Here is a 23,177-nt window from a genome sequence, read left to right as displayed (position 1 = left end):
ATGCCGCCGGGTGTCATATCATCAAATAAAATGTATTACGTATAACATTCAATAAGAACGGCAGGCATATCGATCCTGTTTGTAACCTTTATCTCTATCGCTTGAAGGAACTGAAATGATGACGCCCGGCAAAAGAAACTATATCTTGTTGAGTCTTTTCGATTTCCTCTATCTCTTCGCCTGGTCCTCGACCATGGCGTTCTTTGTGATCTGGACGACTCAGCACCTCGGGATTAGCGCAACGAAAACCGGCCTGCTCTACTCGGTCAACGCCTTTATTGCCCTGCTGATGCAGCCCTTCTTCGGCTTTATTTCCGATAAGTTCGGCCTGAAAAAGCGGCTGATCTGGATCCTGGTCGCCATGCTGCTACCGGTAGGCCCGTTCTTTATTTATTTGTACGCGCCGCTGCTGGTGCACAGCTTCTGGTTGGGTGCGCTGCTTGGCGGAGTATACCTGGGAATAATTTTTAACTCCGGCTGCGGGGTGATTGATTCGTATATTGATAAAATTTCGCGGCGCTACCAGTTCGAATATGGCCGGGTAAGAATGTGGGGATCGTTAGGCTGGGCCGCCGCCGCGTGGATCGTCGGCAAGTATATCGACAGCAATCCGAACCTCGCCTTCTGGCTGGCGAGTATCGCCATTGTGATTGCCGCGCTCTGTTTTATGCTGACCAAAATCGAGCTGACCGAAGCGGAAATGCAGAAAACCAGCGCGCTGAAAGTTTCGCATGCCCTGGAGCTGGCGAAGAACGGCCAGTTCTGGATGCTGCTGGTCTTTACCCTGTTCGTCACGCAAATCTACGACACCTACGATCAGCAGTTTGCCCAGTACTTTTCTCTGCAGTTCCCGACGCCGGAAGAAGGCAATCGCTGGTACGGCATTTTGGCCTCCATTCAGGTATGCGGCGAGACGCTGTTTTTATGCCTGATGCCGTGGTTCGTAAACCGCACCGGCGCGAAATGGGCGCTGATCATCGCCGGACTGATCATGTCGGTGCGTATCGTCGGCTCCGCGATTCCGCTGGGCCCGGTGTGGATCGGCGCGGTCAAAATGATGCATGCGCTGGAAAAACCGCTGATTCTGGTGTCGGTGTTTAAATTTATCGCCGCCAACTTCGACAACAAGCTCTCCTCGACGGTCTACCTGCTGGTGCTGTTCGTCGCCTCCATCGCCACCGCGATTTACTCGCCGCTGGCCGGGTATTTGTACGACACCATCGGCTTCGCGCATACCTATTATATTCTGGGCGGCATTGCCGGGCTGTTTACGCTGATCTCGGTATTTACGCTGCGCGACAATAGAGAACCGACCGCGCCGGGGGCTGCGCCAGGCGCTGGCGTTGCGCAAAGCCATTAATCAAAATTCGCCCGGAAGCCTTTTTCGGGCAAATTAGCGGAAGCTCCACTGCACGCTCATCACAAATATGGCCGGGACGATAATGCCCGTTTCCACGCCGAAATAATCGGTAAAATTGTACTGCAGGCCATGATAAATATAGGGAGAGAAACCGACGCCGGTGATTTTCTTCGCCGTTCGATAGGTGCCTGAATCCCCGCAATCGCGAAAGGCTTTAAAGAAAAACTCGCCGGTATAGGCATAGACGCCCTTGAACGTCCAGCCGCTTGCCCCCGCGTACCAGTCTCTCCTCGCCCCTAAAGAGAGGCAGCGGTCGGCAAAGCTATTCTTCATGGTGCCGGCCAACAGGCTGTACTTTGAATCCGCTGACAGCTTGCGCTCAACGGAAAAAAATTGGTTATTGAATTTTTCGTTATATTGACCGTGATTGCCGGTCATGTGGTAAACAAAGGAACCGGTATTGACCGAATATAACGCCATCTCGTTGGCATAAACGGGCGTCGCGCCAATCATGGCCAGCGCGCAGACGAAACCACCCAACTTTTTAAACATGGGAAACCTGATAAAAATAAAGACTGAAAGCAGCGGCTATTTTACCGCTTCAGGTTAAACCAGATCTAAACCGACTTCCCCGGGTTGCAAGATAAAAGGTGAATAACTCCCTTATTTTGATTAACAATCTGGATAATCATCCCGATAAAAAGAAACACGGACATCGCCAGGCTAACAAGAAAAGGAGTATAAACTTTCCGCCGATCTCTGTAGAATCCCTGCCCTGACCATCCCAATAATTGAACACTTTTTAAGCTATGAGCAATGTCACCCCTCAGCCGAAGATCGGCTTTGTCTCTCTGGGCTGCCCGAAAAACCTCGTGGACTCAGAACGTATCCTGACTGAACTGCGTACCGAAGGATATGACGTGGTTCCCTCCTACGATAACGCTGATATGGTTATCGTTAACACCTGCGGCTTTATCGATAGCGCCGTGCAGGAGTCGCTGGAAGCGATTGGCGAAGCGTTGAAAGAAAACGGCAAAGTGATCGTCACCGGCTGCCTGGGCGCAAAAGAAGATCAGATCCGCGAAGTGCATCCGAAGGTGCTGGAAATTACCGGCCCGCACAGCTATGAACAGGTGCTGGAACACGTCCACCACTACGCGCCGAAGCCTAAACACAACCCGTTCCTCAGCCTGGTGCCGGAACAGGGCGTGAAGCTGACGCCGCGTCATTACGCTTACTTAAAAATTTCCGAAGGCTGCAACCATCGCTGCACCTTCTGCATCATCCCGTCAATGCGCGGCGATCTGGTCAGCCGTCCGATTGGCGAAGTGCTGGCGGAAGCCAAACGCCTGGCCGACGCCGGCGTCAAAGAGCTGCTGGTGATCTCTCAGGACACCTCCGCCTACGGCGTTGATGTCAAACATCGCAGCGGTTTCCACAACGGTATGCCGGTCAAAACCAGTATGGTTAGCCTGTGCGAAGAGCTGGCGAAGCTCGGTATCTGGGTGCGCCTGCACTACGTCTATCCGTACCCGCACGTCGATGATGTGATCCCGCTGATGGCGGAAGGCAAAATTCTGCCCTACCTCGATATTCCGCTGCAGCACGCCAGCCCGCGTATTCTCAAGATGATGAAGCGTCCGGGCTCCGCCGACCGCCAGCTGGCGCGCATCAAGCAGTGGCGCGAAGTCTGCCCGGAACTCACCCTGCGCTCGACCTTTATCGTCGGCTTCCCGGGTGAAACGGAAGACGATTTCCAGATGCTGCTCGACTTCCTGAAAGAAGCTCGCCTCGACCGCGTCGGCTGCTTCAAGTACAGCCCGGTGGAAGGCGCGACCGCCAACGAGCTGGCGGATCAGGTGCCGGAAGAGGTGAAAGAAGAGCGCTGGAACCGCTTTATGCAGCTGCAGCAGCAGATCTCCGCCGAGCGCCTGCAGGAGAAAGTCGGTCGTGAAATTATGGTGCTGATCGACGAAGTGGATGAAGAAGGGGCAATTGGCCGCAGCATGGCCGATGCGCCGGAAATCGACGGCGCGGTCTACCTGAACGGTGAGAGTAAAGTCAAACCGGGCGACATTGTGCGGGTGAAAGTCGAACACGCCGACGAATACGATCTGTGGGGCAGCCGGGTTTAATTCCGCCCGCTTAACCTATCCCGGATGAAGGCGCTCGCGCGCCTTATCCGGGCGACAAAACCGCACAGGATTAACGTGCGGTGTGCTTTCCCGGACACCTGTCCGGGCTGCACAATCCTCGAACGCTACCCTTTTATCCTCGGATCCAGCGCATCGCGCAGGCCGTCACCCAGCAGGTTAAACGCCAGCACCGTCAGAAAAATCGCGATTGCCGGGAACAGCGCCACGTGCGGCGCCATCACCATATCCGCCCGCGCCTCGTTGAGCATCGCCCCCCACTCCGGCGTCGGCGGCTGCGCGCCAAGCCCCAGAAATGACAGGCTGGCAGCGGAGATAATCGACACCCCGATACGCATCGTAAAGTAGACCACAATCGATGATACCGTTCCGGGCAATATATGATTAAACAGGATGGTAGCATCGCTGGCGCCGATGCTGCGCGCCGACTCAATAAAGGTCTGCTGCTTAAGCACCAGGGTATTGCCGCGCACCAGACGCGCAAAGGCCGGGATCGAAAAGATCGCCACCGCGATGATGACGTTCGACATCCCGCTCCCCATTACCGCCACGACCGCAATTGCCAGCAAAATCCCCGGGAAAGCGAACAGCACGTCGCAGATACGCATAATGATGCGATCCCACCAGCCTTCGTAATACCCGGCCAGTAGCCCAAGTACGGTGCCGATGGCCGCGCCGATGAATACCGCCAGTACCCCGGCGGCCAGCGAGATCTGCGCGCCGACCAGCACCCGACTAAAGATATCCCGCCCCAGCGAATCAACGCCGAACCAGTGCATCATTGACGGTCCGTCGTTGAGCCGGTCGTAATCAAAATAGTTTTCCGCGTCGAACGGCGCAATCCACGGCGCCACAATCGCCACCGCAATCAGCAGCAGAACAAATACCCCCGCTCCCATCGCCACCGGCTGACCGCGAAACCGCCGCCAGAACTCGTGCCACGGGGTACGTATCTGCCCGGGTTTAATCCCCGGCATCGCGTTGATAGCCGCTTGTCTTCTCCAGTTGAGCAATCGCACCTTACTTGTACCTGATAGCCGGATTAATGGCGGCATACAGCACGTCCACCACTAAATTAATAAGAATAAACTCCAGAGAAAACAGGAGGACTTCCGCCTGAATCACCGGATAGTCGCGCATCTCCACCGAGTCCACCAGCAGACGCCCGAGGCCTGGCCAGTTAAAGACCTTCTCCACCACGATTGAGCCGCCGAGCAAAAAACCGAACTGCAGCCCCATCATGGTCACCACCGGGATCATCGCGTTGCGCAGGCCGTGCTTGAGCACCACCAGCGTTTCGCTGACGCCTTTCGCCCGCGCGGTACGCATGTAATCTTCATGCAGGACATCGACGAACGAGGCGCGGGTAAAGCGCGCCATCACCGCCGCTACCGCCGCGCCCAGGGTCAGCGAAGGCAGAATATAGTGGCGCCAGCTGTCGGCGCCCACCGTCGGCAGCCAGCCCAGCTCAACGGAAAAGACCTGCATCAGCAGCATGCCGAGCGCGAACGCCGGGAACGAGATGCCGGTTACCGCCAGCGCCATTCCCAGGCGATCCGGCCAGCGGTTGCGCCAGACTGCCGCCACGATCCCCGCCGCCATACCGAAGATCACCGCCCAGCTCATGCTGGCGAGCGTTAACCAGAACGTGGGCATGAAACGGCTGGCGATTTCGCTGCTTACCGGGCGACGCGAGGCCATCGAGGTACCGAAATCCCCCTGCACAATATTGCTGATATAGTGCCAGAACTGCACGTGCAGCGGCCGATCGAGCCCCAGCTGCTGGCGCACCATTCCCACCACCTGAGCATCGGCTTCCGGTCCGGCAATCAGCCGCGCCGGGTCCCCGGGCAGCATATGCACGAACAGAAACACCAGCACCGCCACAATCAGCAGCGTGGGGATCAGCCCCAGCAGGCGTTTAATCACATAATTGAGCATGCTTCTCCTTGCGCGAAGTCCCCGCAGCCTGCGCCCGGGGACCCGCAGCTATCTATTTAAGATCCGCCTGTTCAAAGCTAAATCCGGTATCCGGCTGGATATAGAATCCGGTCAGATTTTTACTGTGCGCCGAGACCAGTTTCTCTACCACCAGCGGCACCCACGGCGACTCTTTCCAGATAGTATCCTGCGCGTCTTTATACAGCCGCGTTTTTTCCTGCGCATCGGTGGTTTTCAGCGCGTCGTTGAGGTCTTTATCCACCTGGGGATTGCTATAGAAAGCCGTATTGAACAAGGTCGGCGGCCAGTTCTGCGACGCGAACAGCGGCGACAGCGCCCAGTCCGCTTCTCCGGTCGACGCCGACCAGCCGGTATAGAACATGCGTACGCCGCTCTCTTTCTGCCCCTTACCTTCCACTTCCGCCGCGCGCTGGCCCGCATCCATCGCCGTCAGCTGCGCCTTAATGCCCACCTGCGCCAGCTGCTGCTGGGTAAATTGCAGCACTTTCTGCGCCGTGCTGTGGTTGTGCGACGACCACAGCGTGGTGCTAAATCCATTCGGATAGCCCGCCTCTTTCAGCAGCTCGCGGGCCTTCGCCGGATCGTACGGCCAGGCGCTGTAGCTTTCAGCGTAGGCAATTGACGGCGGCACCACGCCGGTCGCCGGGGTGGCATAGCCCGCAAAGGCGACTTTTACCAGCGCCTGACGGTTAATGGCGTAGTTAATCGCCTCGCGCACTTTCGGGTTATCAAACGGCTTCTGCGTCACGTTCATGCTGATATAGCGCTGCATGATCGACGGGCTGGCCACCAGCTCCAGCTTGCTGTTTTTCGCCAGCAGCGGCGCCTGCTCGTAAGGGATCGGGAACGCAAACTGCGCTTCGCCGGTCTGCAGCATCGCCGCGCGGGTATTGTTATCCACGACCGGACGCCAGGTGATGGAGTCCAGCTTCGGCAGCCCCGGCTGCCAGTAACCGGCGAACTTCTTCACTTTAACGAAGTCGGTCTGATTCCAGGTGTCGAGCTGGTACGGGCCGGTGCCAACCGGATGGAAACCAATCTCTTTACCATATTTCTTCAGCGCCGCCGGAGAAATCATCGCCGTCGCCGGGTGGGCCAGGATATTGATAAACGCCGAGAAAGGTTGTTTGAGGGTAATTTTCACCGTTGTCGGGTCAACCGCCTCGGTGCTGGCGATATTTTTATACAGGTTATAGCGCTTGAGATGATTTTCCGGATTGCTGGCGCGATCGAGGTTGGCCTTAACCGCTTCGGCATTAAACTCGGTTCCGTCCTGGAACTTCACCCCCGGATGTAGCTTAATGGTATACACCAGGCCGTCCGGGGAAACGGTATAGCTTTCCGCCAGCACGTTTTGCAATTTCATCTCTTTATCAAGGCCGAACAGCCCCTGATAGAAGGACTTCGCGACGGCCTGCGACAGCGTGTCGTTAGCATCATACGGGTCGAGGGTCGTAAAGTTAGAGCCGACCGCCACCACCACATCTTTTGCGGCAAAGGCCGGAGCCGCTGTCAGCGCCGAAGCGACGCCCAGCGCCAACAGCCATTTGCCTGAAACGCGTTGAGTCATGTTGTTCTCCTGAAATGCTGCATTATTGGTGTCGTTGTTAGCGCGCCAGCACGTCGGCGGCGGGCTCTCTGGCGACAAAGTGCCCCGGTCCCACCTGCTGTAACGGCGTACTGATCCCCTCTTCGCCCCGCTTGAAGATGTTGCCCGGCAGCTCGTCTGAGAGCAGCACGCGCTGCGGACGACGATGCGCAGGATCGGCCACCGGAACGGCGGCCATCAGTTTACGGGTATAGGGGTGCTGCGGGTTTTCAAACACGGCGCGGCGCGGGCCGATCTCGACAATGCGCCCGCGATACATCACCGCCACGCGGTGGCTGATGCGCTCAACCACCGCCATGTCATGGGAGATAAACAGAAATGCGATACCCATCTCACGCTGTAGATCGAGCATCAGATTGATAATTTGCGCGCGAATCGACACATCAAGCGCCGATACCGACTCATCGGCAATCACCACTTTCGGATTGAGCGCCAGCGCGCGGGCAATACAGATGCGCTGCCGCTGGCCGCCGGAAAACTCGTGCGGATAGCGCCACGCATGCTCCGGCTCCAGCCCGACGCGTTCCAGCAGCCAGCTGACCCGCTCACGAGCGGCATCGCCCTCCAGCAGCCGATGCACGCGCAGCGGTTCCATAATCGAATAGCCCACCGTTTGCCGTGGGTCGAGGGAGGCGTAGGGGTCCTGAAAGATAAACTGGATATCGCGGCGCAGCGCCTGAAGCTTACTGCCCGTCAGCGTATCAATCCGCTGGCCGTTGAAGGTGATGCTGCCGCCCTGAGTTTCCACCAGCCGCAGCAGCGCCCGGCCGGTCGTTGATTTACCGCAGCCGGACTCCCCCACCAGGCTCAGGGTTTCGCCGGGCCATAAATCAAAGCTGACCTTTTCGACCGCATGCACCTCGCGGGTAATGCGGTTGAGGATGCCGCTGCGCAGCGGGAAGCGCGCCACCAGATCGCGAACTTTCAGGATCGGTTCCCCGGGCACAACGGTGTTCTGCCCCTCCGGCGACGGGCTCTGGTTTAACAGCGGGAAGCGGCGCGGCAGTGAAGTGCCGCGCATTGCCCCCAGCCGCGGCACCGCGGCCAGCAGCGCCTGAGTATACGGGTGCTTCGGGGCGCGGAAAATCTCCTCCACGCTGCCGGTTTCCACCGCTTCGCCGCGATACATCACCAGCACGCGGTCGGCGATATCGGCAACCACGCCCATATCGTGGGTAATAAAGATAACGCCCATCGCCATCTCTTTTTGCAGGACGGCGATCAGCTGTAAAATCTGCGCCTGAATAGTCACGTCCAGCGCGGTGGTCGGTTCATCGGCAATCAGCACAGCCGGTCGGCAGGAGAGCGCCATGGCGATCATCACCCGCTGACGCATCCCGCCGGAAAGCTGATGCGGATAGCGCGAGAGCATGGCTTCCGCTTCCGGAATGCGCACCTGATCGAGCATTTTCTTCGCTTCGCGCAGGGCCTCATCATGCTTCAGCCCCTGGTGTAAGCGGATAGATTCGGCAATCTGTTCACCGATGGTGAAGACCGGATTCAGCGAGGTCATCGGCTCCTGGAAGATCATCGCCATATCCGCGCCGCGCACGCCGCGCATCTCGGTTTCAGACTGTTCGCTCAGCTCAATCACCTGCCGGCTGCGACGACGCAGCAGCAGCGCATCGCTGCGCACTTCGCTGACCGCCTGGTCGAGCAGGCGCATCAGCGCCAGGGACGTCACCGACTTCCCGGAGCCGGACTCGCCGACAATCGCCAGCGTCTCGCCGCGCCGCAGGGTAAACGACAGGTCGCGGACGGCGGAAAAAGCCTCCTGCTGCTGATTGAACACGACGTTCAGGCCGCGCACCTGCAGAACATCATCGGCATCGATTTCTTGACTATGCGGCAACGCCCTTTCCTCTTATTCGCGATAAATACCAATCGTGGGCGTATCGCCCGCATAACACCAGGCCCGGTACATGCCTTCGCTATTAAACGGCAGCGCCACGTTGCCTTCTCTGTCGATGGCGATCAGGCCGCCGCTGCCGCCCAGCGCCGGAAGTTTCTCCATCACCACCCTTTCGCAGGCCTCCTGCAGGCTGAGCTGGCTATACTCCATCAGCGCCGAAATATCGTAGGCCGCGAGCGTACGTATAAACACTTCGCCGGTACCGGTACAGGAAACGGCGACGCTGGCGTTATTGGCATAGCAGCCCGCACCCGGCAGCGGGCTGTCGCCGACGCGTCCCGGTAGCTTATTGGTCATGCCGCCGGTGGAGGTCGCCGCCGCGAGGTTGCCCGCCAGATCCATCGCGACCGCGCCGACGGTGCCCATTTTGTGCCGTTCATCCAGCGGCGCGGCGTGGTGATCGAGCACGATATCGTCGCCCTCCTGCGCCTGACGCAGCTGCAGCAAACGCTCGGAAGTCGAAAACAGGCTGTTATCGACCCGCGCCATACCGCGGGAAGCGGCAAACGCTTCCGCCCCCTCGCCAATCAACAGCACGTGCGGGCTTTGCTCCAGCACCAGCCGCGCCGCCAGCACCGGATTGCGTAAATGCTGAACCCCGGCCACGGCCCCCGCCTGTAAGCTGTAACCATCCATCACGCAGGCATCGAGCTCATGGCGGCTATCGCGGGTAAATACCGAGCCAATACCGGCGTTAAATAACGGGCACTCCTCCAGCAGCCGGACCGCTTCGGTTACCGTATCCAGCGCGCTGGCCCCGGCAGCCAGCATTTTTTGTCCACTATCGACAATCGCCGACAGCGCCGCCACGTACTCCCGCTCGCGCGCCGGCGTCATCTGCGCGCGGCTAATCGCCCCGGCCCCGCCGTGAATTGCTATAACCGCCTTACCCATTGCGCCATTCCTTAACGATAAAGTGTATAAATATCATTATCGTGCTGACTGTCCTATACAATTTTTGAATATAGAAAGAGCGGACGGTGATGTAAAGCTTGTCGCCAGATGGGTTATAGCCCGCCTCTCTTTTCTGCCATAATAGGCGTTTTCGATGTTTGCCCGCAGGAGAAACCCATGGATTTTACCGCCGGACTGATGCCGCTCGACACAGCCCTGACCCAGATGCTCACTCGTATTACGCCGCTGAATGCGACGGATACCGTACCGCTGTTGCAGGCCTTTTCGCGCGTGACCGCCCATGATCTCGTTTCGCCGCTTAACGTTCCCGGTTTTGATAACTCGGCGATGGACGGCTACGCCGTGCGCCTGGCGGATCTCACCGACGGCGCAGCGCTGCCGGTGGCCGGCAAGGCCTTCGCCGGTCAACCCTTTGACGGCGTCTGGCCCGCGGGCACCTGTATCCGCATTATGACCGGCGCGCCGGTGCCGGAAGGCTGCGACGCGGTGGTGATGCAGGAGCAGGCCGAACAAACCGATGAGGGTATCCGCTTCCTCGCCCCGGTGAAAAACGGGCAGAATATTCGTCGTCTTGGCGAAGACATCGCCCACGGCGCGGTCGTCTTCCCCGCAGGTACCCGCCTGACCGCCGCCGAGCTGCCGGTCATCGCCTCGCTGGGGATTGCCGAGGTTGAGGTGGTGCGTAAAGTGCGGGTGGCGGTCTTCTCCACCGGCGATGAGCTCCAGCTACCGGGCCAGCCGCTGGCCGACGGGCAAATTTACGATACCAACCGCCTGGCGGTGCACCTGATGCTGCAGGAGCTGGGCTGCGAGGTCATTAACCTCGGCATTATTCCCGACGACCCGGCTAAACTGCGCGAAGCCTTTATTCAGGCTGACCAGCAGGCCGACGTGGTGATTAGCTCCGGCGGCGTTTCCGTCGGCGAGGCGGACTACACCAAAGCGATCCTCGAAGAGCTGGGGGAAATCGGCTTCTGGAAGCTGGCGATTAAGCCGGGTAAACCTTTCGCTTTCGGCAAGCTCAACCACAGCTGGTTCTGCGGCCTGCCCGGCAACCCGGTTTCCGCAACGCTGACCTTCTACCAATTGGTTCAGCCGCTGCTGGCGAAGCTGTCCGGCAACGTCGGGCAAGCTCAGCCGATGCGCCTGCGCGTTCGCGCCGCCTCCGGCCTGAAGAAATCGCCGGGCCGCCTCGATTTTCAGCGCGGCGTGCTGCAGCGCGGTCCCGACGGCGAGCTGGTGGTTAGCAGCACCGGTCACCAGGGCTCGCATATCTTCAGTTCATTCAGCCTCGGCAACTGCTTTATCGTTCTCGAACGCGAGCGCGGCAACGTGGAAGCGGGCGAATGGGTGGAAGTCGAGCCGTTTAATCATCTGTTCGGAGGGCTGTAATGGGCATGGAGCTGAGCGATGCGGAGATGCTGCGCTATAACCGGCAGATTATTCTCCGCGATTTCGATTTTGACGGTCAGGAGCAGCTGAAAGCCTCCCGTGTGCTGGTCGTCGGCCTCGGCGGGCTGGGCTGCGCCGCCGCGCAGTATCTGGCGGCGGCAGGCGTGGGCCAGCTAACCCTGCTCGATTTCGACACCGTCTCGCTCTCCAACCTTCAGCGCCAGACGCTGCACAGCGACGACACCATCGGCCAGCCGAAGGTCGACTCCGCCCGCGCCGCGCTGGCGCGGATTAATCCCCACGTTCAGCTCACGGCGCTCAACGCGCGGTTGGAAGACGAGGCGCTGGCGGCGCAAATCGCCGCCCACGATCTGGTGCTCGACTGTACCGACAACGTCGCGATCCGTAACCAGCTCAACGCCGGATGTTTCCGCCATAAAACGCCGCTGGTCTCCGGCGCGGCGATTCGCATGGAAGGGCAAATCAGCGTCTTTACGTATCAGGAAGATGAACCCTGCTACCGCTGCCTGAGCCGCCTGTTTGGCGAAAACGCCCTCACCTGCGTCGAAGCCGGCGTCATGGCGCCGCTGGTTGGCACCATCGGTTCGCTGCAGGCGATGGAAGCGATTAAGCTGCTGGCCCGCTACGGTAGCCCGGCAACGGGAAAAATCGTCATGTACGACGCCATGCGCTGCCAGTTCCGCGAAATGAGGCTGCCTCGTAACCCTCACTGCGAGGTGTGCGGTACGCCCTGATCCTTTTCCGGCGGCGCTGTCGCCGGATGTTTTGTGACCCGCAGCGGCATTTTAACCTTCATTCTCCTTCCTCTTTCTGCTTGTTGATTTATATCAATACAACTTTCATTCGAAAGTAATTTAATCTTCATATGCAAATAAGAGGGTGAATCATGATCTTCAACATTCAGCGTTATTCAACCCATGACGGCCCGGGGATCCGCACTGTTGTCTTCCTCAAAGGGTGTTCGCTGGGCTGCCGCTGGTGCCAGAATCCGGAAAGCCGCGCCCGCACGGCGGATTTGCTGTATGACGCCCGCCTTTGCCTGGACGGCTGCGACCTCTGCCAGCAGGCTGCGCCGGAGGTGATTACCCGCAAGCTGGACGGTCTGATTATCCACCGCGAAAAGCTCACCGATGCGCATATCGGCAAATTGCGCGACTGCTGCCCGAGCACGGCATTAACCGTGTGCGGCGAAGAGAAAAGCGTCGAAGAGATTATGGCCACGGTGCTGCGCGACAAACCGTTTTACGACCGCAGCGGCGGCGGCGTCACGCTTTCCGGCGGCGAGCCGTTTATGAATCCCGAACTGGCCCGACAGCTGTTTGAGGCCAGCCACAACGCGGGGATCCACACCGCGGTCGAAACCTGCCTGCACGTGCCGTGGAAATACGTCGAACCCGCTTTGCCGTTTATCGACCTGTTTCTCGCCGACCTCAAGCACGTCAACGAAGCGATTTTTCAGCAGTGGACGGACGGCAGCGCCCGCCGGGTGCTGGATAACCTGCAGCGCGTCGCGCAGGCCGGAAAGAAAATCATCATTCGCGTGCCGCTGATCCAGGGCTTTAACGCCAACGAAAGCGATATTGCCGCCATTACCGATTTTGCCGCTGACCGTTTACAGGTTGGCGAGATCCACTTCCTGCCTTACCACACCTTAGGCATGAATAAATACCAATTACTCAGTCAGCCCTATACCGCTCCGGATAAACCGCTTGCTGCACCCGAGCTGCTCGCCTTCGCGCAGCGCTATGCTCAGAGCAAAGGTTTAACGGCGACTCTACGAGGATAACCTTATGACAACGTTGAAACTGGATACTCTGAGCCCGCGCATTCAGGCGCATAAAATGGCGCTGGTGCATATCGTTAAGCCGCCGGTTTGTACCGAGCGCGCCCTGCACTATACCGAAGCCTATCAGCAGCACCTGGATAAGCCGATCCCGGTACGCCGCGCGCTGGCGCTGGCCCATCACCTGGCGGAACGCACGATCTGGATTAAGCACGATGAACTGATCGTCGGCAACCAGGCCAGCGAAGTTCGCGCGGCGCCTATCTTCCCGGAATACACCGTTAGCTGGATCGAAAAAGAGATCGACGACCTCGCCGATCGCCCCGGCGCCGGTTTTGCCGTTAGCGAAGAGAACAAACGCGTGCTCCATGAAGTGTGCCCGTGGTGGCGCGGTCAAACCGTACAAGATCGCTGCTACGGCATGTTTACCGACGAGCAAAAAGCGCTGCTGGCGACCGGCATTATCAAAGCCGAAGGCAATATGACCTCCGGCGACGCTCACCTTGCGGTCAACTATCCGCTGCTGCTGGAAAAAGGCCTCGACGGCATGCGGGCGAAAGTCGCCGAGCGCCGTTCGCGCATTAACCTGACCGTGCTGGAAGATCTGCACGGCGAGCAGTTCCTTAAAGCCATTGATATCGTGCTGGAAGCGGTCAGCGACCACTGTAAGCGCTATGCCGGGCTGGCGCGCAGCATGGCCGCGACGGAGAGCCGCGAATCCCGCCGCGACGAGCTGCTGGCGATAGCCGAAAATTGCGATATTATCGCCCACGAGCCGCCGAAAACCTTCTGGCAGGCGCTGCAGCTGTGCTATTTCATCCAGCTGATTCTGCAGATCGAATCCAACGGTCACTCGGTCTCTTTCGGCCGTATGGACCAGTATCTCTACCCTTACTATCGCCGCGACGTTGAGCTGGCGCAATCATTGGATCGCGAACACGCCATCGAGCTGCTGCACTGCTGCTGGCTGAAGCTGCTGGAAGTGAACAAAATTCGCTCCGGCTCGCACTCTAAGGCTTCCGCCGGTAGCCCGCTGTACCAGAACGTCACCATCGGCGGCCAGAATCTGGTGGACGGCAACGCGCAGGACGCGGTGAACCCGCTCTCCTACGCTATCCTGGAATCCTGCGGTCGGCTGCGTTCGACTCAACCTAACCTCAGCGTGCGCTATCACGCGGGCATGAGCAACGACTTCCTCGACGCCTGCGTGCAGGTGATCCGCTGCGGCTTCGGCATGCCGGCGTTCAACAACGATGAAATCGTCATCCCGGAATTTATCAAGCTGGGGATTGAGCCGCAGGACGCGTACGACTATGCCGCTATCGGCTGCATCGAAACCGCCGTCGGCGGTAAATGGGGCTATCGCTGCACCGGGATGAGCTTTATCAACTTCGCCCGCGTCATGCTGGCAACCCTGGAAGGCGGCCGCGACGCCACCAGCGGCCAGGTTTTCCTGCCGCAGGAACATGCGCTGTCAAAAGGCAACTTCGACAACTTTGAACAGGTTCTGGCCGACTGGGATACGCAGATCCGCTACTACACGCGCAAATCTATCGAGATTGAGTACGTGGTCGACACCATGCTGGAAGAGAACGTGCACGATATTCTCTGCTCGGCGCTGGTCGATGACTGCATCGAGCGCGCGAAGAGCATCAAGCAGGGCGGCGCGAAGTATGACTGGGTTTCCGGTCTGCAGGTCGGCATCGCTAACCTCGGCAACAGCCTGGCGGCAGTGAAGAAGCTGGTGTTCGATCAGGGCGTTATTGGTCAGCAGGAGCTGGCAAAGGCGCTGGCTGAAGACTTCGAAGGCCTGACCCACGAGCAGCTGCGCCAGCGCTTAATCAACGGCGCGCCGAAATACGGTAACGATGAAGACAGCGTGGATATGCTGCTGGCTCGCGCCTACCAGACCTATATCGACGAGCTGAAGCTGTATCATAACCCGCGCTACGGCCGCGGCCCGATCGGCGGCAACTACTACGCCGGCACCTCGTCCATTTCCGCCAACGTGCCGTTTGGCGCCCAAACGATGGCGACGCCGGATGGCCGTAAAGCGCACTCGCCGCTGGCGGAAGGGGCCAGCCCGGCCTCCGGCACCGACCATCTCGGGCCGACTGCGGTAATCAGCTCGGTGGGCAAACTGCCGACCGGCTCAATCCTCGGCGGCGTACTGCTTAACCAGAAGCTGAACCCGGCCACGCTGGAGAACGAATCCGATAAGCAGAAACTGATGGTGCTGCTGCGCACCTTCTTCGAGGTGCATAAAGGCTGGCATATTCAGTACAACATCGTGTCGCGCGAGACGCTGCTGGAAGCGAAGAAACACCCAGACCAGTATCGTGATTTAGTGGTCCGCGTGGCCGGATACTCGGCGTTCTTTACCGCCCTGTCGCCGGATGCACAGGACGATATTATCGCCCGTACCGAGCATACGCTGTAAGTCACATCCCCCGGCTTGCGCTACGCTTAGCCGGGCTACAGGTTCGAAGCCGTTTGCGGGCCGGTAGCCCGGGTAAGGCGTTTACGCCGCAATCCGGGGTTTTATGCTGCACAGAGGTGAACGCAAACTTTCATTCGAAATAAATTTGTGCTCCCCATCACATTGTAATTAGAATGTTACTGGTCGAAGTTAAGCCAGGAGCATGTGTTATGACCGTTAAAGTTATCGTCACCGATATGGACGGAACTTTTCTCAATGACGCCAAGCAGTATGACCGCTCGCGTTTTCTCGCGCAGTTCGCGCAACTCCAGCAGCAGGGTATTGAGTTCGTGGTCGCCAGCGGCAACCAGTACTACCAGCTGATCTCTTTTTTCCCGGAAATCCGTGACCAAATCTCCTTTGTTGCCGAGAACGGCGCGCTGGTTTACGAACGCGGTCAACAGCTGTTCCACGGCGAACTCACCCGTCATGAATCCCAGGTCGTCATTGGTGAACTGCTGAAAGACCCGCAGCTCAACTTCGTCGCCTGCGGCCTCGAGAGCGCTTACGTCAGCGAGCGCGCGCCCGAGGCGTTCGTCACCCTGATGTCAAAGCACTACCATCGCCTGCAGCGCATTAGCCGCTATCATGACATCGACGACACGCTGTTTAAGTTTTCCCTTAACCTGCCGGATAGCGAAATCCCGCAGCTTATCGACAAACTGCACGTCTCGCTGGACGGCATCATGAAGCCGGTCACCAGCGGCTTCGGCTTCGTCGATTTGATTATCCCCGGCCTGCATAAAGCCAACGGTATAAGCCGCCTGCTGAAGCGCTGGAACATCTCACCGCAGGCCTGCGTAGCCATTGGCGACAGCGCTAACGATACGGAAATGCTCAAGCTGGTGAAATACTCTTTCGCGATGGCCAACGCCGCCGAAAGCATCAAGGCGGTGTCGCGTTTTGCCACCGATGATAACAACCACGACGGCGCGCTGAACGTCATTCAGGCCGTCCTCGACCACACCGCCCCGTTCAACGAGTAACGCCACACCCGGGGTTTACCGCCCCGGCTTCCCGTTTTGTGCACCTCCGCATAATTTTAAACTTGCATTAACTTAATTTTAACTTAAATTATCATATGTAAGATAAATTACTTTCGAATGAAAGATGAGAGGTCATTATGGCTGTTACCCATACCTGTGAAACTTTACCCGCCGACCCCAAAGCGGCCATCCGCCGGATTAAACAGGAGCTGCGGGCGCAAATTGGCGACGTGCAGGCGGTGTTCGATCGGCTGACGGCGCGTATCGCCGCGCGTCTGGAAGAGATTGACGCCCTTAAGGCCAGCGGTCAGGACGTCTGGCCGACGATCCCGTTCGCCGATATTGCCCGGGGCCAGGTCACGGAAGCCCAGCGCGAGCTCATCAAGCGTCGCGGCTGCGCCGTTATCAAGGGCCATTTTTCTCGCGAACAGGCGCTGGCGTGGGACAACGCAATGCTCGAGTATCTCGACCGCAACCATTTCGATGACGTTTATAAAGGTCCCGGCGATACCTTTTTCGGGTCGCTGGAAGCTTCGCGCCCGGAAATCTATCCGATTTACTGGTCCCAGGCGCAGATGCAGGCGCGACAGAGCGATGAAATGGCCGCCGTGCAGTCGTTCCTCAACCGTCTGTGGACCTTTAACCGCGACGGCAAACAGTGGTTCGACCCGGACGTCAGCGTCATTTACCCGGACCGCATTCGCCGCCGCCCGCCGGGAACCACCTCGAAAGGTCTGGGGGCTCATACCGATTCCGGTGCCCTGGAGCGCTGGCTGCTGCCGGCCTATCAGAAAGTGTTTGCCGACGTGTTTAACGGCAACATTGATGCTTACGACCCGTGGGACGCGGCGCACCGCACCGAAGTCGAAGAGTATACGGTCGACAACACCACCAAATGCTCGGTGTTCCGCACCTTCCAGGGGTGGACCGCGCTCTCCGATATGATCCCCGATCAGGGTCTGCTACACGTGGTGCCGATCCCGGAAGCGATGGCTTACGTGCTGCTGCGTCCGCTGCTCGACGATGTCCCGGAAGATGAGCTGTGCGGCGTCGCGCCGGGCAAGGTGCTGCCGATTTCGGAAAAATGGCACCCGCTGCTGATCAAAGCCTTAAGCTCTATTCCGGCGCTGAATGCGGGCGATTCGGTATGGTGGCACTGCGACGTGATCCACTCGGTCGCGCCGGTGGAAAATCAGCAGGGCTGGGGCAACGTGATGTATATTCCCGCCGCACCAATGTGCGAGAAAAACCTCGCCTACGCGCAGAAGGTCAAAGCGGCGCTGGCGCGCGGCGCTTCGCCGGGAGATTTCCCCCGCGAGGATTATGAAAGCGACTGGGAAGGCCGCTTTACGCTGGATGACTTAAATATCCACGGTAAGCGCGCGTTGGGGATGGCGAATTAATCATCATATAGCCCCTTCGCTTCAACGGCGGTACGGCGGTTACCGGCGCGTATCCGCCGTACCGAATCGCGTACTGCCAGCGTCCCATGCAGGAGTAACGCGCCGTGCGGCGCATCGGGACGGATCAGTCTCTGCTGTAATAAATGTACCGCTTCGGCCCCTAATTCATCGCGTGGGACGTGGACGGCGGTTAGCGGTACATCCTGGATCGCCGCCAGGTTAAAGCCGTCGATGCTCATGACGGAAACATCCTGCGGGACGCGCAAACCGCGTTTTTGTAATGCGGCGATCGTGCCTGCCGCCATAAAATCACCGCCCACCAGAAATGCCGTCGGCAGCGGGCCATCGCCGCGCTGATCCAGCCACTCCCCGACTTTTTCCTCGGTATCCCTGGCGCTGAAGTTGGCCACAGCGAGTAAATCCCTGCCGTCAACGAAACGGAGATTACGCGCCCGCCACGCCTGCTTAATGCCCAGCAGACGCAGCTCCATGGTATAGCGGCGCAGGCACATCACGTTCATGATCGCCTGATGCCCCATCTCAAATAGATACCGGGCGGCGAACTGGCCGATCAGCCGATGATCCGGCGCCACGGAGGGTAAACGCATTCCCGCGTCGTGGCAGTTAATCATCACGCAGGGCTTCGCCAGATCGGCCGCCAGATCGTGAATATGCGGATCGTCGATACCCAGTAAAATCGCGGCCTGGGTCGATGCTTCATGCATGCGCTGCAAAAACAAATTGGCATCGCTGTCGTTCTCTTCCAGCGCGCAATAGCGCAGGTGTACCTCATGCGGCATAAGGGCGCTATTGATGCTTTGAATCACCCGATAGTAGTAAATATCCGTGCGTTCATCGAAAGCGCGCTGAGGGGCAAAGACCACCAGATTATTGAGCAGCATTCGCCCGGCGGCGATACCCTCCATCACGCCCAGCTCGCGGGCGCAATCCAGTACCCTCTGGCGAGCCCTGGCGCTGGTATTTGCTTTTCCCGCCAGCACCCGCGATACCGTGCTCACCGACAGCCCGGTACGCGCCGCGATTTCGCTCACTTTCAGCTTTTTGTCCATTTTGTGATCGCGCTCTACTTTGCTCATGAAAAAATTTTCATATTGAGAATGTGAATATTTTTAAGCGATTTGGCGATGTCATACTGCGATCTGGATCGTTCCATGAAAATATTTGCAGAATTGTCGCTATTGCCCGCTCGCATTCTCCCTTAGCCTGAATTGGTCCAACACCTTTGAGATTAGTCAACCAATAGTGTCGAGACATCAACCTTAACAAACAACGAAATAGAAAATTTTAGCGACAACTCAGCAAGCGGGTTGGTCAATTTTCCCTACTACATGTCTCGTGGAGAGTTCTATGAGCCAAGGCCTCAATAATGATATGGCGGTCAGTAAATCGCGCCGCATAGTGAAGAACCTGCGCTGGTGGATGCTGGTGCTGTTTTTACTCGGCGTCACCGTTAACTACATCACGCGTAATTCGTTGGGGATTATCGCCCCGGAACTAAAAACCTCCCTGGGTATTACCACTGAACAGTACTCATGGATAGTCGGCGCTTTTCAGCTGGCGTACACCATTTTCCAGCCGCTCTGCGGCTGGCTTATCGACGTTATTGGCCTCAAGCTCGGCTTTATGATCTGCGCCACCCTGTGGGCCATCGCCTGCATCGCCCATGCCGGGGCGGGGAGCTGGCTGCACCTGGCGATTCTGCGCTTTTTCATGGGCGGCGCTGAGGCGGCGGCGACGCCAGCCAACGCCAAAACGCTGGGTGAGTGGTTTCCAAAATCCGAGCGGCCGATCGCGGCAGGCTGGGCGGGCGTCGGCTTCTCCGTGGGCGCCATGCTGGCGCCGCCGATTATCTACTTCGCACACGCTTCGTTCGGCTGGCAGGGGGCATTCATGTTCACCGGCGCGCTGGCGCTGCTGTGGGTCGTGCTGTGGTGGGCGTTCTATCATAACCCGGAAAAACACCCTAACCTCGGTAAAGCTGAGCTGGCGCTGATCCAGCAGGACAATGAAGCGCCACCGGTCAAACTGCCCTTCTTTACCGCGCTGAAAACCGTATCGAAAAACAAGCGCTTCTACGGTATCGCCATTCCGGCCTTTATGGCTGAGCCCGCCTGGGCGGTGCTGAGCTTCTGGGTACCGCTCTACCTGGCGAAAGAGCACGGCATGGATTTAAAACAAATCGCCATGTTTGCCTGGCTGCCGTTTCTGGCGGCCGACCTCGGCAGCGTCGCCAGCGGCTATCTGACCAAACTGTATACCCGCTGGTTCGGCTGTTCGCGAGTGAACTCGGTGGTCGCCAGCTCCGTCACCGGCGCCTTCCTGATGATTTCGCTCGCCACCGTGGCGATCACCCGCGATCCCTATATCACCATCGTGCTGATTTCGATAGGCGGCTTCGGCCACCAGATCATCTCCTGCATGCTCAGCGCGCTGGTGGTGGAGTCGTTCGATAAAGGACAGATGGCGACCGTGAACGGGATGCGCGGCTCCGCCGCCTGGATCGCCAGCTTTCTGTTCTCGCTGTTGATTGGCGTCACCGCCGACAAAATCGGCTTCAACCCGCTATTTATCGCCATGGGGTTCTTTGACCTGATTGGCGCGGTATTCCTGGTGGCATTTATTGCTGAACGTCGCGCAAAACGCGCCTGAGAGTGGATGTAAAAAATGAAGACTTTGAAAAACTGGACTTTGCACCAACGGCTGGACCACCACGTTGAGCTGATCGTAGACGGCCAGCACACCCTGTGTCTGTACGTGCTGGAAGAGAATATGTTCCGCGTGCTGCTAAAGCGGCACGGCCAGCTGGCGCTGGATCGCACCTGGAGTATCGCTCCCCAGCAGGACGTGCCTTGGGAAGGGCGCCCGCGCGAAGATTTGAGCGGCTTTAGCCTCCCCGCCTGGCAGCTCACGGAGCATAGCGATACCCTGAGCATCGCCACCGACCAGCTGCGCGTCACCGTCCACCAGCCGCTGTGGCTGGAATGGAGCTATCGCGATGAGGCCGGCGAGTGGCAGCCGCTGGTTAACGACCGCCCCACCAGCGCCTACCTGGCGAATGCGCACGGCGACGGCGTTGCCCACTACCTGAGCCGACGCAAAGACGAACGCTTCTACGGTCTGGGCGAAAAAGCCGGCGATCTGCAGCGTAACGGGAAGCGCTATGAGATGCGTAACCTCGACGCCATGGGCTATAACGCGGCGAGCACCGACCCGCTGTACAAACATATTCCGTTTACCATCGCGCAGCGTAGCGATGTCAGCTACGGTCTGTTTTACGACAACCTGAGCAGCTGCTGGCTGGATCTCGGCAACGAAATCGATAATTACCATACCGCCTATCGCCGCTGGCAGGCGGAAGCCGGCGACATCGATTACTATCTTTTTTCCGGCAAACGGGTGCTGGATATCACCAAAGCATTCGTACGCCTGACCGGCAAAACGCTGTTCGGACCGAAATGGAGTCTCGGCTACAGCGGTTCGACGATGCACTACACCGACGCGCCGGATGCGCAAAACCAGCTGATGAACTTCATCCGCCTGTGTGATGAACACGCCATTCCGTGCGATTCGTTCCAGCTCTCTTCCGGCTATACCTCGATTGACGGCAAGCGCTACGTCTTTAACTGGAACAACGATAAGGTGCCGCAGCCGAAGGTGATGAGCCAGGCCTTCCACGATGCCGGACTGAAGCTCGCCGCCAATATTAAGCCCTGCCTGCTGCAGGACCATCCGCGCTATAACGAGGTCGCGGAGCGCGGGCTTTTTATCCGCGATTCACAGGCGGATGCTCCCGAGCGCTCCAGCTTCTGGGATGACGAAGGGTCGCACCTTGACTTTACCAACCCGCAAACCGTCGCCTGGTGGCAGGAAGGCGTGACAACCCAGCTGCTGGAGATGGGTATCGACTCCACGTGGAACGATAATAACGAGTATGAAGTCTGGGACGGCGAAGCCCGCTGTTACGGGTTTGGCGAGGAAATTGCCATTAAACATATTCGCCCGGTCATGCCGCTGCTGATGATGCGCGCGTCGCTGGAGGCTCAGCAGCGCTTTGCGCCGCACAAACGACCGTACCTGATCTCTCGCTCCGGCTGCGCCGGGATGCAGCGCTACGTCCAGACCTGGAGCGGCGATAACCGTACCAACTGGGATACGCTGCGCTATAACACCCGCATGGGGCTGGGAATGAGCCTCTCCGGGCTGTTCAATGTCGGCCACGATGTTGGCGGCTTCTCTGGCGATAAACCGGACCCGGAGCTGTTCGTACGCTGGGTACAAAACGGCGTTATGCATCCGCGCTTTACCATTCACTCGTGGAATGACGACCAGACGGTCAACGAAGCCTGGATGTACCCGGAAGTCACGCCGGCTATCCGTTCAGCCATTGAGCTGCGCTATCGTCTGCTGCCGTATCTCTATACGCTGCTGTGGCAGGCTCACGCCGACGATGAACCGATGCTGCGTCCGACCTTCCTCGATCACGAACACGATCCGCAGACGTTTGCCGAATGCGACGACTTCCTGCTGGGTCGCGATCTGCTGGTCGCCAGCGTCGTCGAACCCGGCGCGCGTCAGCGCCGCGTCTGGCTGCCGGCCAATCAGGACGGCTGGTACGACTTTGATAGCCACCAGTGGTTCGCGGGAGGTCAGTGGATCGTCCTTGATGCGCCGCTGGAAAAACTGCCGCTGCTGGTTCGCGCCGGAGCAGGCCTGCCGCTGAGCGAGCGTATCCGCCACGTCGATGCGCAAAAAGACGATTGCCGCGAGCTGAAGCTGTTCCCGCTGAAGGGCGTGGGGACCCGTCGCGGCCTGCTGTTTGAAGATGATGGCGAAAGCTGGGGCTATCAGAATGGCCATGCGCTGTGGGTAGAATGGGAAATGGTTTGCGATAGCGCCAGCATCAACCTGAAGGTGAACGCGCGCGGCGATTATCGTCCGGCGTGGAAAGCGCTGAAGGTGTCGTTGCCGGCGGGGGAAAAACGCAGGCTGCTGGTGAACGGTGAAGAAAGGAGCGAGTGGCGGGTGTAGCCCTCACCTTTTTCGCGCTGCCACCGGGGAATTCAGCCACGCTGCGCTCTGCTCCCGGGGGCGGCGCTTGACGCGCCTTGCCCGGGCTACAGGTTCATCGCCGTCTGCGGGCCGGTAGCCCGGACAGATGCGCAGCATCGCCTCCGGGGAATT

Annotated in this window: 17 protein-coding genes; 10 read left to right on the top strand and 7 right to left on the bottom strand. The window is 58.7% G+C overall.

What is annotated here, in order from left to right; genetic code table 11:
- The first annotated feature begins 118 nt into the window (after window positions 1-118).
- A complete protein-coding gene (locus tag ABLU67_RS20180; RefSeq protein ID WP_025108077.1) occupies window positions 119-1,360 on the top strand; it encodes an oligosaccharide MFS transporter in 1,242 nt (413 codons plus the stop codon).
- A 33-nt stretch (window positions 1,361-1,393) separates the two neighbouring features.
- On the opposite strand, the gene ABLU67_RS20175 is transcribed toward ABLU67_RS20180, so the two are convergent.
- Window positions 1,394-1,873: a hypothetical protein gene (locus ABLU67_RS20175; protein WP_161506334.1), complete on the bottom strand. Its 480-nt coding sequence runs from the start codon at window positions 1,871-1,873 to the stop codon at window positions 1,394-1,396.
- A 296-nt stretch (window positions 1,874-2,169) separates the two neighbouring features.
- Here ABLU67_RS20175 and rimO point away from each other — a divergent pair, with 296 nt between their 5' ends.
- Window positions 2,170-3,495 (top strand): 30S ribosomal protein S12 methylthiotransferase RimO, encoded by a 1,326-nt coding sequence (gene rimO / locus ABLU67_RS20170; RefSeq protein WP_064379229.1) that lies wholly within the window; start codon window positions 2,170-2,172, stop codon window positions 3,493-3,495.
- A 125-nt stretch (window positions 3,496-3,620) separates the two neighbouring features.
- Here rimO and gsiD read toward each other — a convergent pair whose 3' ends face one another.
- From gsiD to iaaA, 5 genes are read right to left on the bottom strand one after another with little or no spacing between them, the layout of a single operon-like run.
- Window positions 3,621-4,532, bottom strand: coding sequence for a glutathione ABC transporter permease GsiD (gsiD, locus tag ABLU67_RS20165; RefSeq protein WP_009653837.1), 912 nt, complete (start codon window positions 4,530-4,532; stop codon window positions 3,621-3,623).
- A 1-nt stretch (window position 4,533) separates the two neighbouring features.
- Window positions 4,534-5,454 (bottom strand): glutathione ABC transporter permease GsiC, encoded by a 921-nt coding sequence (gene gsiC / locus ABLU67_RS20160; protein ID WP_009653824.1) that lies wholly within the window; start codon window positions 5,452-5,454, stop codon window positions 4,534-4,536.
- A gap of 52 nt (window positions 5,455-5,506) precedes the next feature.
- Window positions 5,507-7,045: a glutathione ABC transporter substrate-binding protein GsiB gene (gene gsiB, locus ABLU67_RS20155; RefSeq protein WP_004849160.1), complete on the bottom strand. Its 1,539-nt coding sequence runs from the start codon at window positions 7,043-7,045 to the stop codon at window positions 5,507-5,509.
- Window positions 7,046-7,082: 37 nt separating this feature from the next.
- Entirely contained in the window at window positions 7,083-8,936 is a 1,854-nt protein-coding gene (gsiA, locus tag ABLU67_RS20150) for a glutathione ABC transporter ATP-binding protein GsiA (protein ID WP_064358386.1), read from the bottom strand.
- A gap of 12 nt (window positions 8,937-8,948) precedes the next feature.
- Complete coding sequence (iaaA, locus tag ABLU67_RS20145) at window positions 8,949-9,890, bottom strand: beta-aspartyl-peptidase (protein ID WP_032748869.1); 942 nt, start codon at window positions 9,888-9,890, stop codon at window positions 8,949-8,951.
- Window positions 9,891-10,067: 177 nt separating this feature from the next.
- Between iaaA and moeA the strand changes: the two genes are divergently transcribed.
- The 6 genes from moeA to ABLU67_RS20115 all read left to right on the top strand — a co-directional run bounded on the left by moeA (window position 10,068) and on the right by ABLU67_RS20115 (window position 17,975).
- On the top strand, window positions 10,068-11,303 hold the full coding sequence (gene moeA / locus ABLU67_RS20140) for a molybdopterin molybdotransferase MoeA (RefSeq protein WP_014837888.1): 1,236 nt from the start codon (window positions 10,068-10,070) through the stop codon (window positions 11,301-11,303).
- Window positions 11,303-12,058 (top strand): molybdopterin-synthase adenylyltransferase MoeB, encoded by a 756-nt coding sequence (gene moeB, locus ABLU67_RS20135; RefSeq protein ID WP_049069668.1) that lies wholly within the window; start codon window positions 11,303-11,305, stop codon window positions 12,056-12,058. Before moeA ends, moeB begins: the two co-directional genes overlap by 1 nt.
- Before the next feature lie 152 nt (window positions 12,059-12,210).
- The gene (locus ABLU67_RS20130) at window positions 12,211-13,110 is read left to right on the top strand and encodes a glycyl-radical enzyme activating protein (protein ID WP_032748867.1); all 900 of its coding nucleotides are present in this window, start codon (window positions 12,211-12,213) and stop codon (window positions 13,108-13,110) included.
- A gap of 4 nt (window positions 13,111-13,114) precedes the next feature.
- Window positions 13,115-15,547, top strand: coding sequence for a formate C-acetyltransferase/glycerol dehydratase family glycyl radical enzyme (locus ABLU67_RS20125; RefSeq protein WP_025108084.1), 2,433 nt, complete (start codon window positions 13,115-13,117; stop codon window positions 15,545-15,547).
- Window positions 15,548-15,756: 209 nt separating this feature from the next.
- Window positions 15,757-16,572 (top strand): Cof-type HAD-IIB family hydrolase, encoded by an 816-nt coding sequence (locus ABLU67_RS20120; RefSeq protein WP_014228526.1) that lies wholly within the window; start codon window positions 15,757-15,759, stop codon window positions 16,570-16,572.
- A gap of 137 nt (window positions 16,573-16,709) precedes the next feature.
- On the top strand, window positions 16,710-17,975 hold the full coding sequence (locus tag ABLU67_RS20115; protein ID WP_046877857.1) for a DUF1479 domain-containing protein: 1,266 nt from the start codon (window positions 16,710-16,712) through the stop codon (window positions 17,973-17,975).
- Here the strand turns inward: ABLU67_RS20115 and ABLU67_RS20110 are convergent.
- A complete protein-coding gene (locus ABLU67_RS20110; protein WP_183129335.1) occupies window positions 17,972-19,072 on the bottom strand; it encodes a LacI family DNA-binding transcriptional regulator in 1,101 nt (366 codons plus the stop codon). The two genes, ABLU67_RS20115 and ABLU67_RS20110, sit on opposite strands and share 4 nt — an antisense overlap.
- 271 nt (window positions 19,073-19,343) lie before the next feature.
- Here ABLU67_RS20110 and ABLU67_RS20105 point away from each other — a divergent pair, with 271 nt between their 5' ends.
- Both ABLU67_RS20105 and ABLU67_RS20100 read left to right on the top strand, forming a co-directional pair.
- Window positions 19,344-20,645, top strand: coding sequence for an MFS transporter (locus ABLU67_RS20105; protein ID WP_004849139.1), 1,302 nt, complete (start codon window positions 19,344-19,346; stop codon window positions 20,643-20,645).
- A 15-nt stretch (window positions 20,646-20,660) separates the two neighbouring features.
- Entirely contained in the window at window positions 20,661-23,024 is a 2,364-nt protein-coding gene (locus ABLU67_RS20100) for a glycoside hydrolase family 31 protein (protein WP_025108088.1), read from the top strand.
- Window positions 23,025-23,177: the final 153 nt, after the last annotated feature.

The organism is Klebsiella sp. GN_Kp190 (assembly GCF_040061795.1).
Taxonomy (GTDB): domain Bacteria; phylum Pseudomonadota; class Gammaproteobacteria; order Enterobacterales; family Enterobacteriaceae; genus Klebsiella; species Klebsiella michiganensis.
Note: the sequence above shows the minus strand (reverse complement) of the source record. Positions and strands in the feature narration are given on the sequence as shown.

Excerpts from the sequence above, each read along its gene's own strand:
- gsiB (WP_004849160.1), bottom strand. The coding sequence starts at position 7,045 with ATGACTCAACGCGTTTCAGGCAAATGGCTGTTGGCGCTGGGCGTCGCT.
- ABLU67_RS20125 (WP_025108084.1), top strand. The coding sequence starts at position 13,115 with ATGACAACGTTGAAACTGGATACTCTGAGCCCGCGCATTCAGGCGCAT.
- ABLU67_RS20100 (WP_025108088.1), top strand. The coding sequence starts at position 20,661 with ATGAAGACTTTGAAAAACTGGACTTTGCACCAACGGCTGGACCACCAC.
- iaaA (WP_032748869.1), bottom strand. The coding sequence starts at position 9,890 with ATGGGTAAGGCGGTTATAGCAATTCACGGCGGGGCCGGGGCGATTAGC.
- rimO (WP_064379229.1), top strand. The coding sequence starts at position 2,170 with ATGAGCAATGTCACCCCTCAGCCGAAGATCGGCTTTGTCTCTCTGGGC.
- ABLU67_RS20130 (WP_032748867.1), top strand. The coding sequence starts at position 12,211 with ATGATCTTCAACATTCAGCGTTATTCAACCCATGACGGCCCGGGGATC.
- ABLU67_RS20180 (WP_025108077.1), top strand. The coding sequence starts at position 119 with ATGACGCCCGGCAAAAGAAACTATATCTTGTTGAGTCTTTTCGATTTC.
- ABLU67_RS20105 (WP_004849139.1), top strand. The coding sequence starts at position 19,344 with ATGAGCCAAGGCCTCAATAATGATATGGCGGTCAGTAAATCGCGCCGC.
- ABLU67_RS20115 (WP_046877857.1), top strand. The coding sequence starts at position 16,710 with ATGGCTGTTACCCATACCTGTGAAACTTTACCCGCCGACCCCAAAGCG.
- gsiC (WP_009653824.1), bottom strand. The coding sequence starts at position 5,454 with ATGCTCAATTATGTGATTAAACGCCTGCTGGGGCTGATCCCCACGCTG.
- ABLU67_RS20120 (WP_014228526.1), top strand. The coding sequence starts at position 15,757 with ATGACCGTTAAAGTTATCGTCACCGATATGGACGGAACTTTTCTCAAT.
- ABLU67_RS20110 (WP_183129335.1), bottom strand. The coding sequence starts at position 19,072 with ATGAGCAAAGTAGAGCGCGATCACAAAATGGACAAAAAGCTGAAAGTG.
- moeA (WP_014837888.1), top strand. The coding sequence starts at position 10,068 with ATGGATTTTACCGCCGGACTGATGCCGCTCGACACAGCCCTGACCCAG.
- moeB (WP_049069668.1), top strand. The coding sequence starts at position 11,303 with ATGGGCATGGAGCTGAGCGATGCGGAGATGCTGCGCTATAACCGGCAG.
- ABLU67_RS20175 (WP_161506334.1), bottom strand. The coding sequence starts at position 1,873 with ATGATTGGCGCGACGCCCGTTTATGCCAACGAGATGGCGTTATATTCG.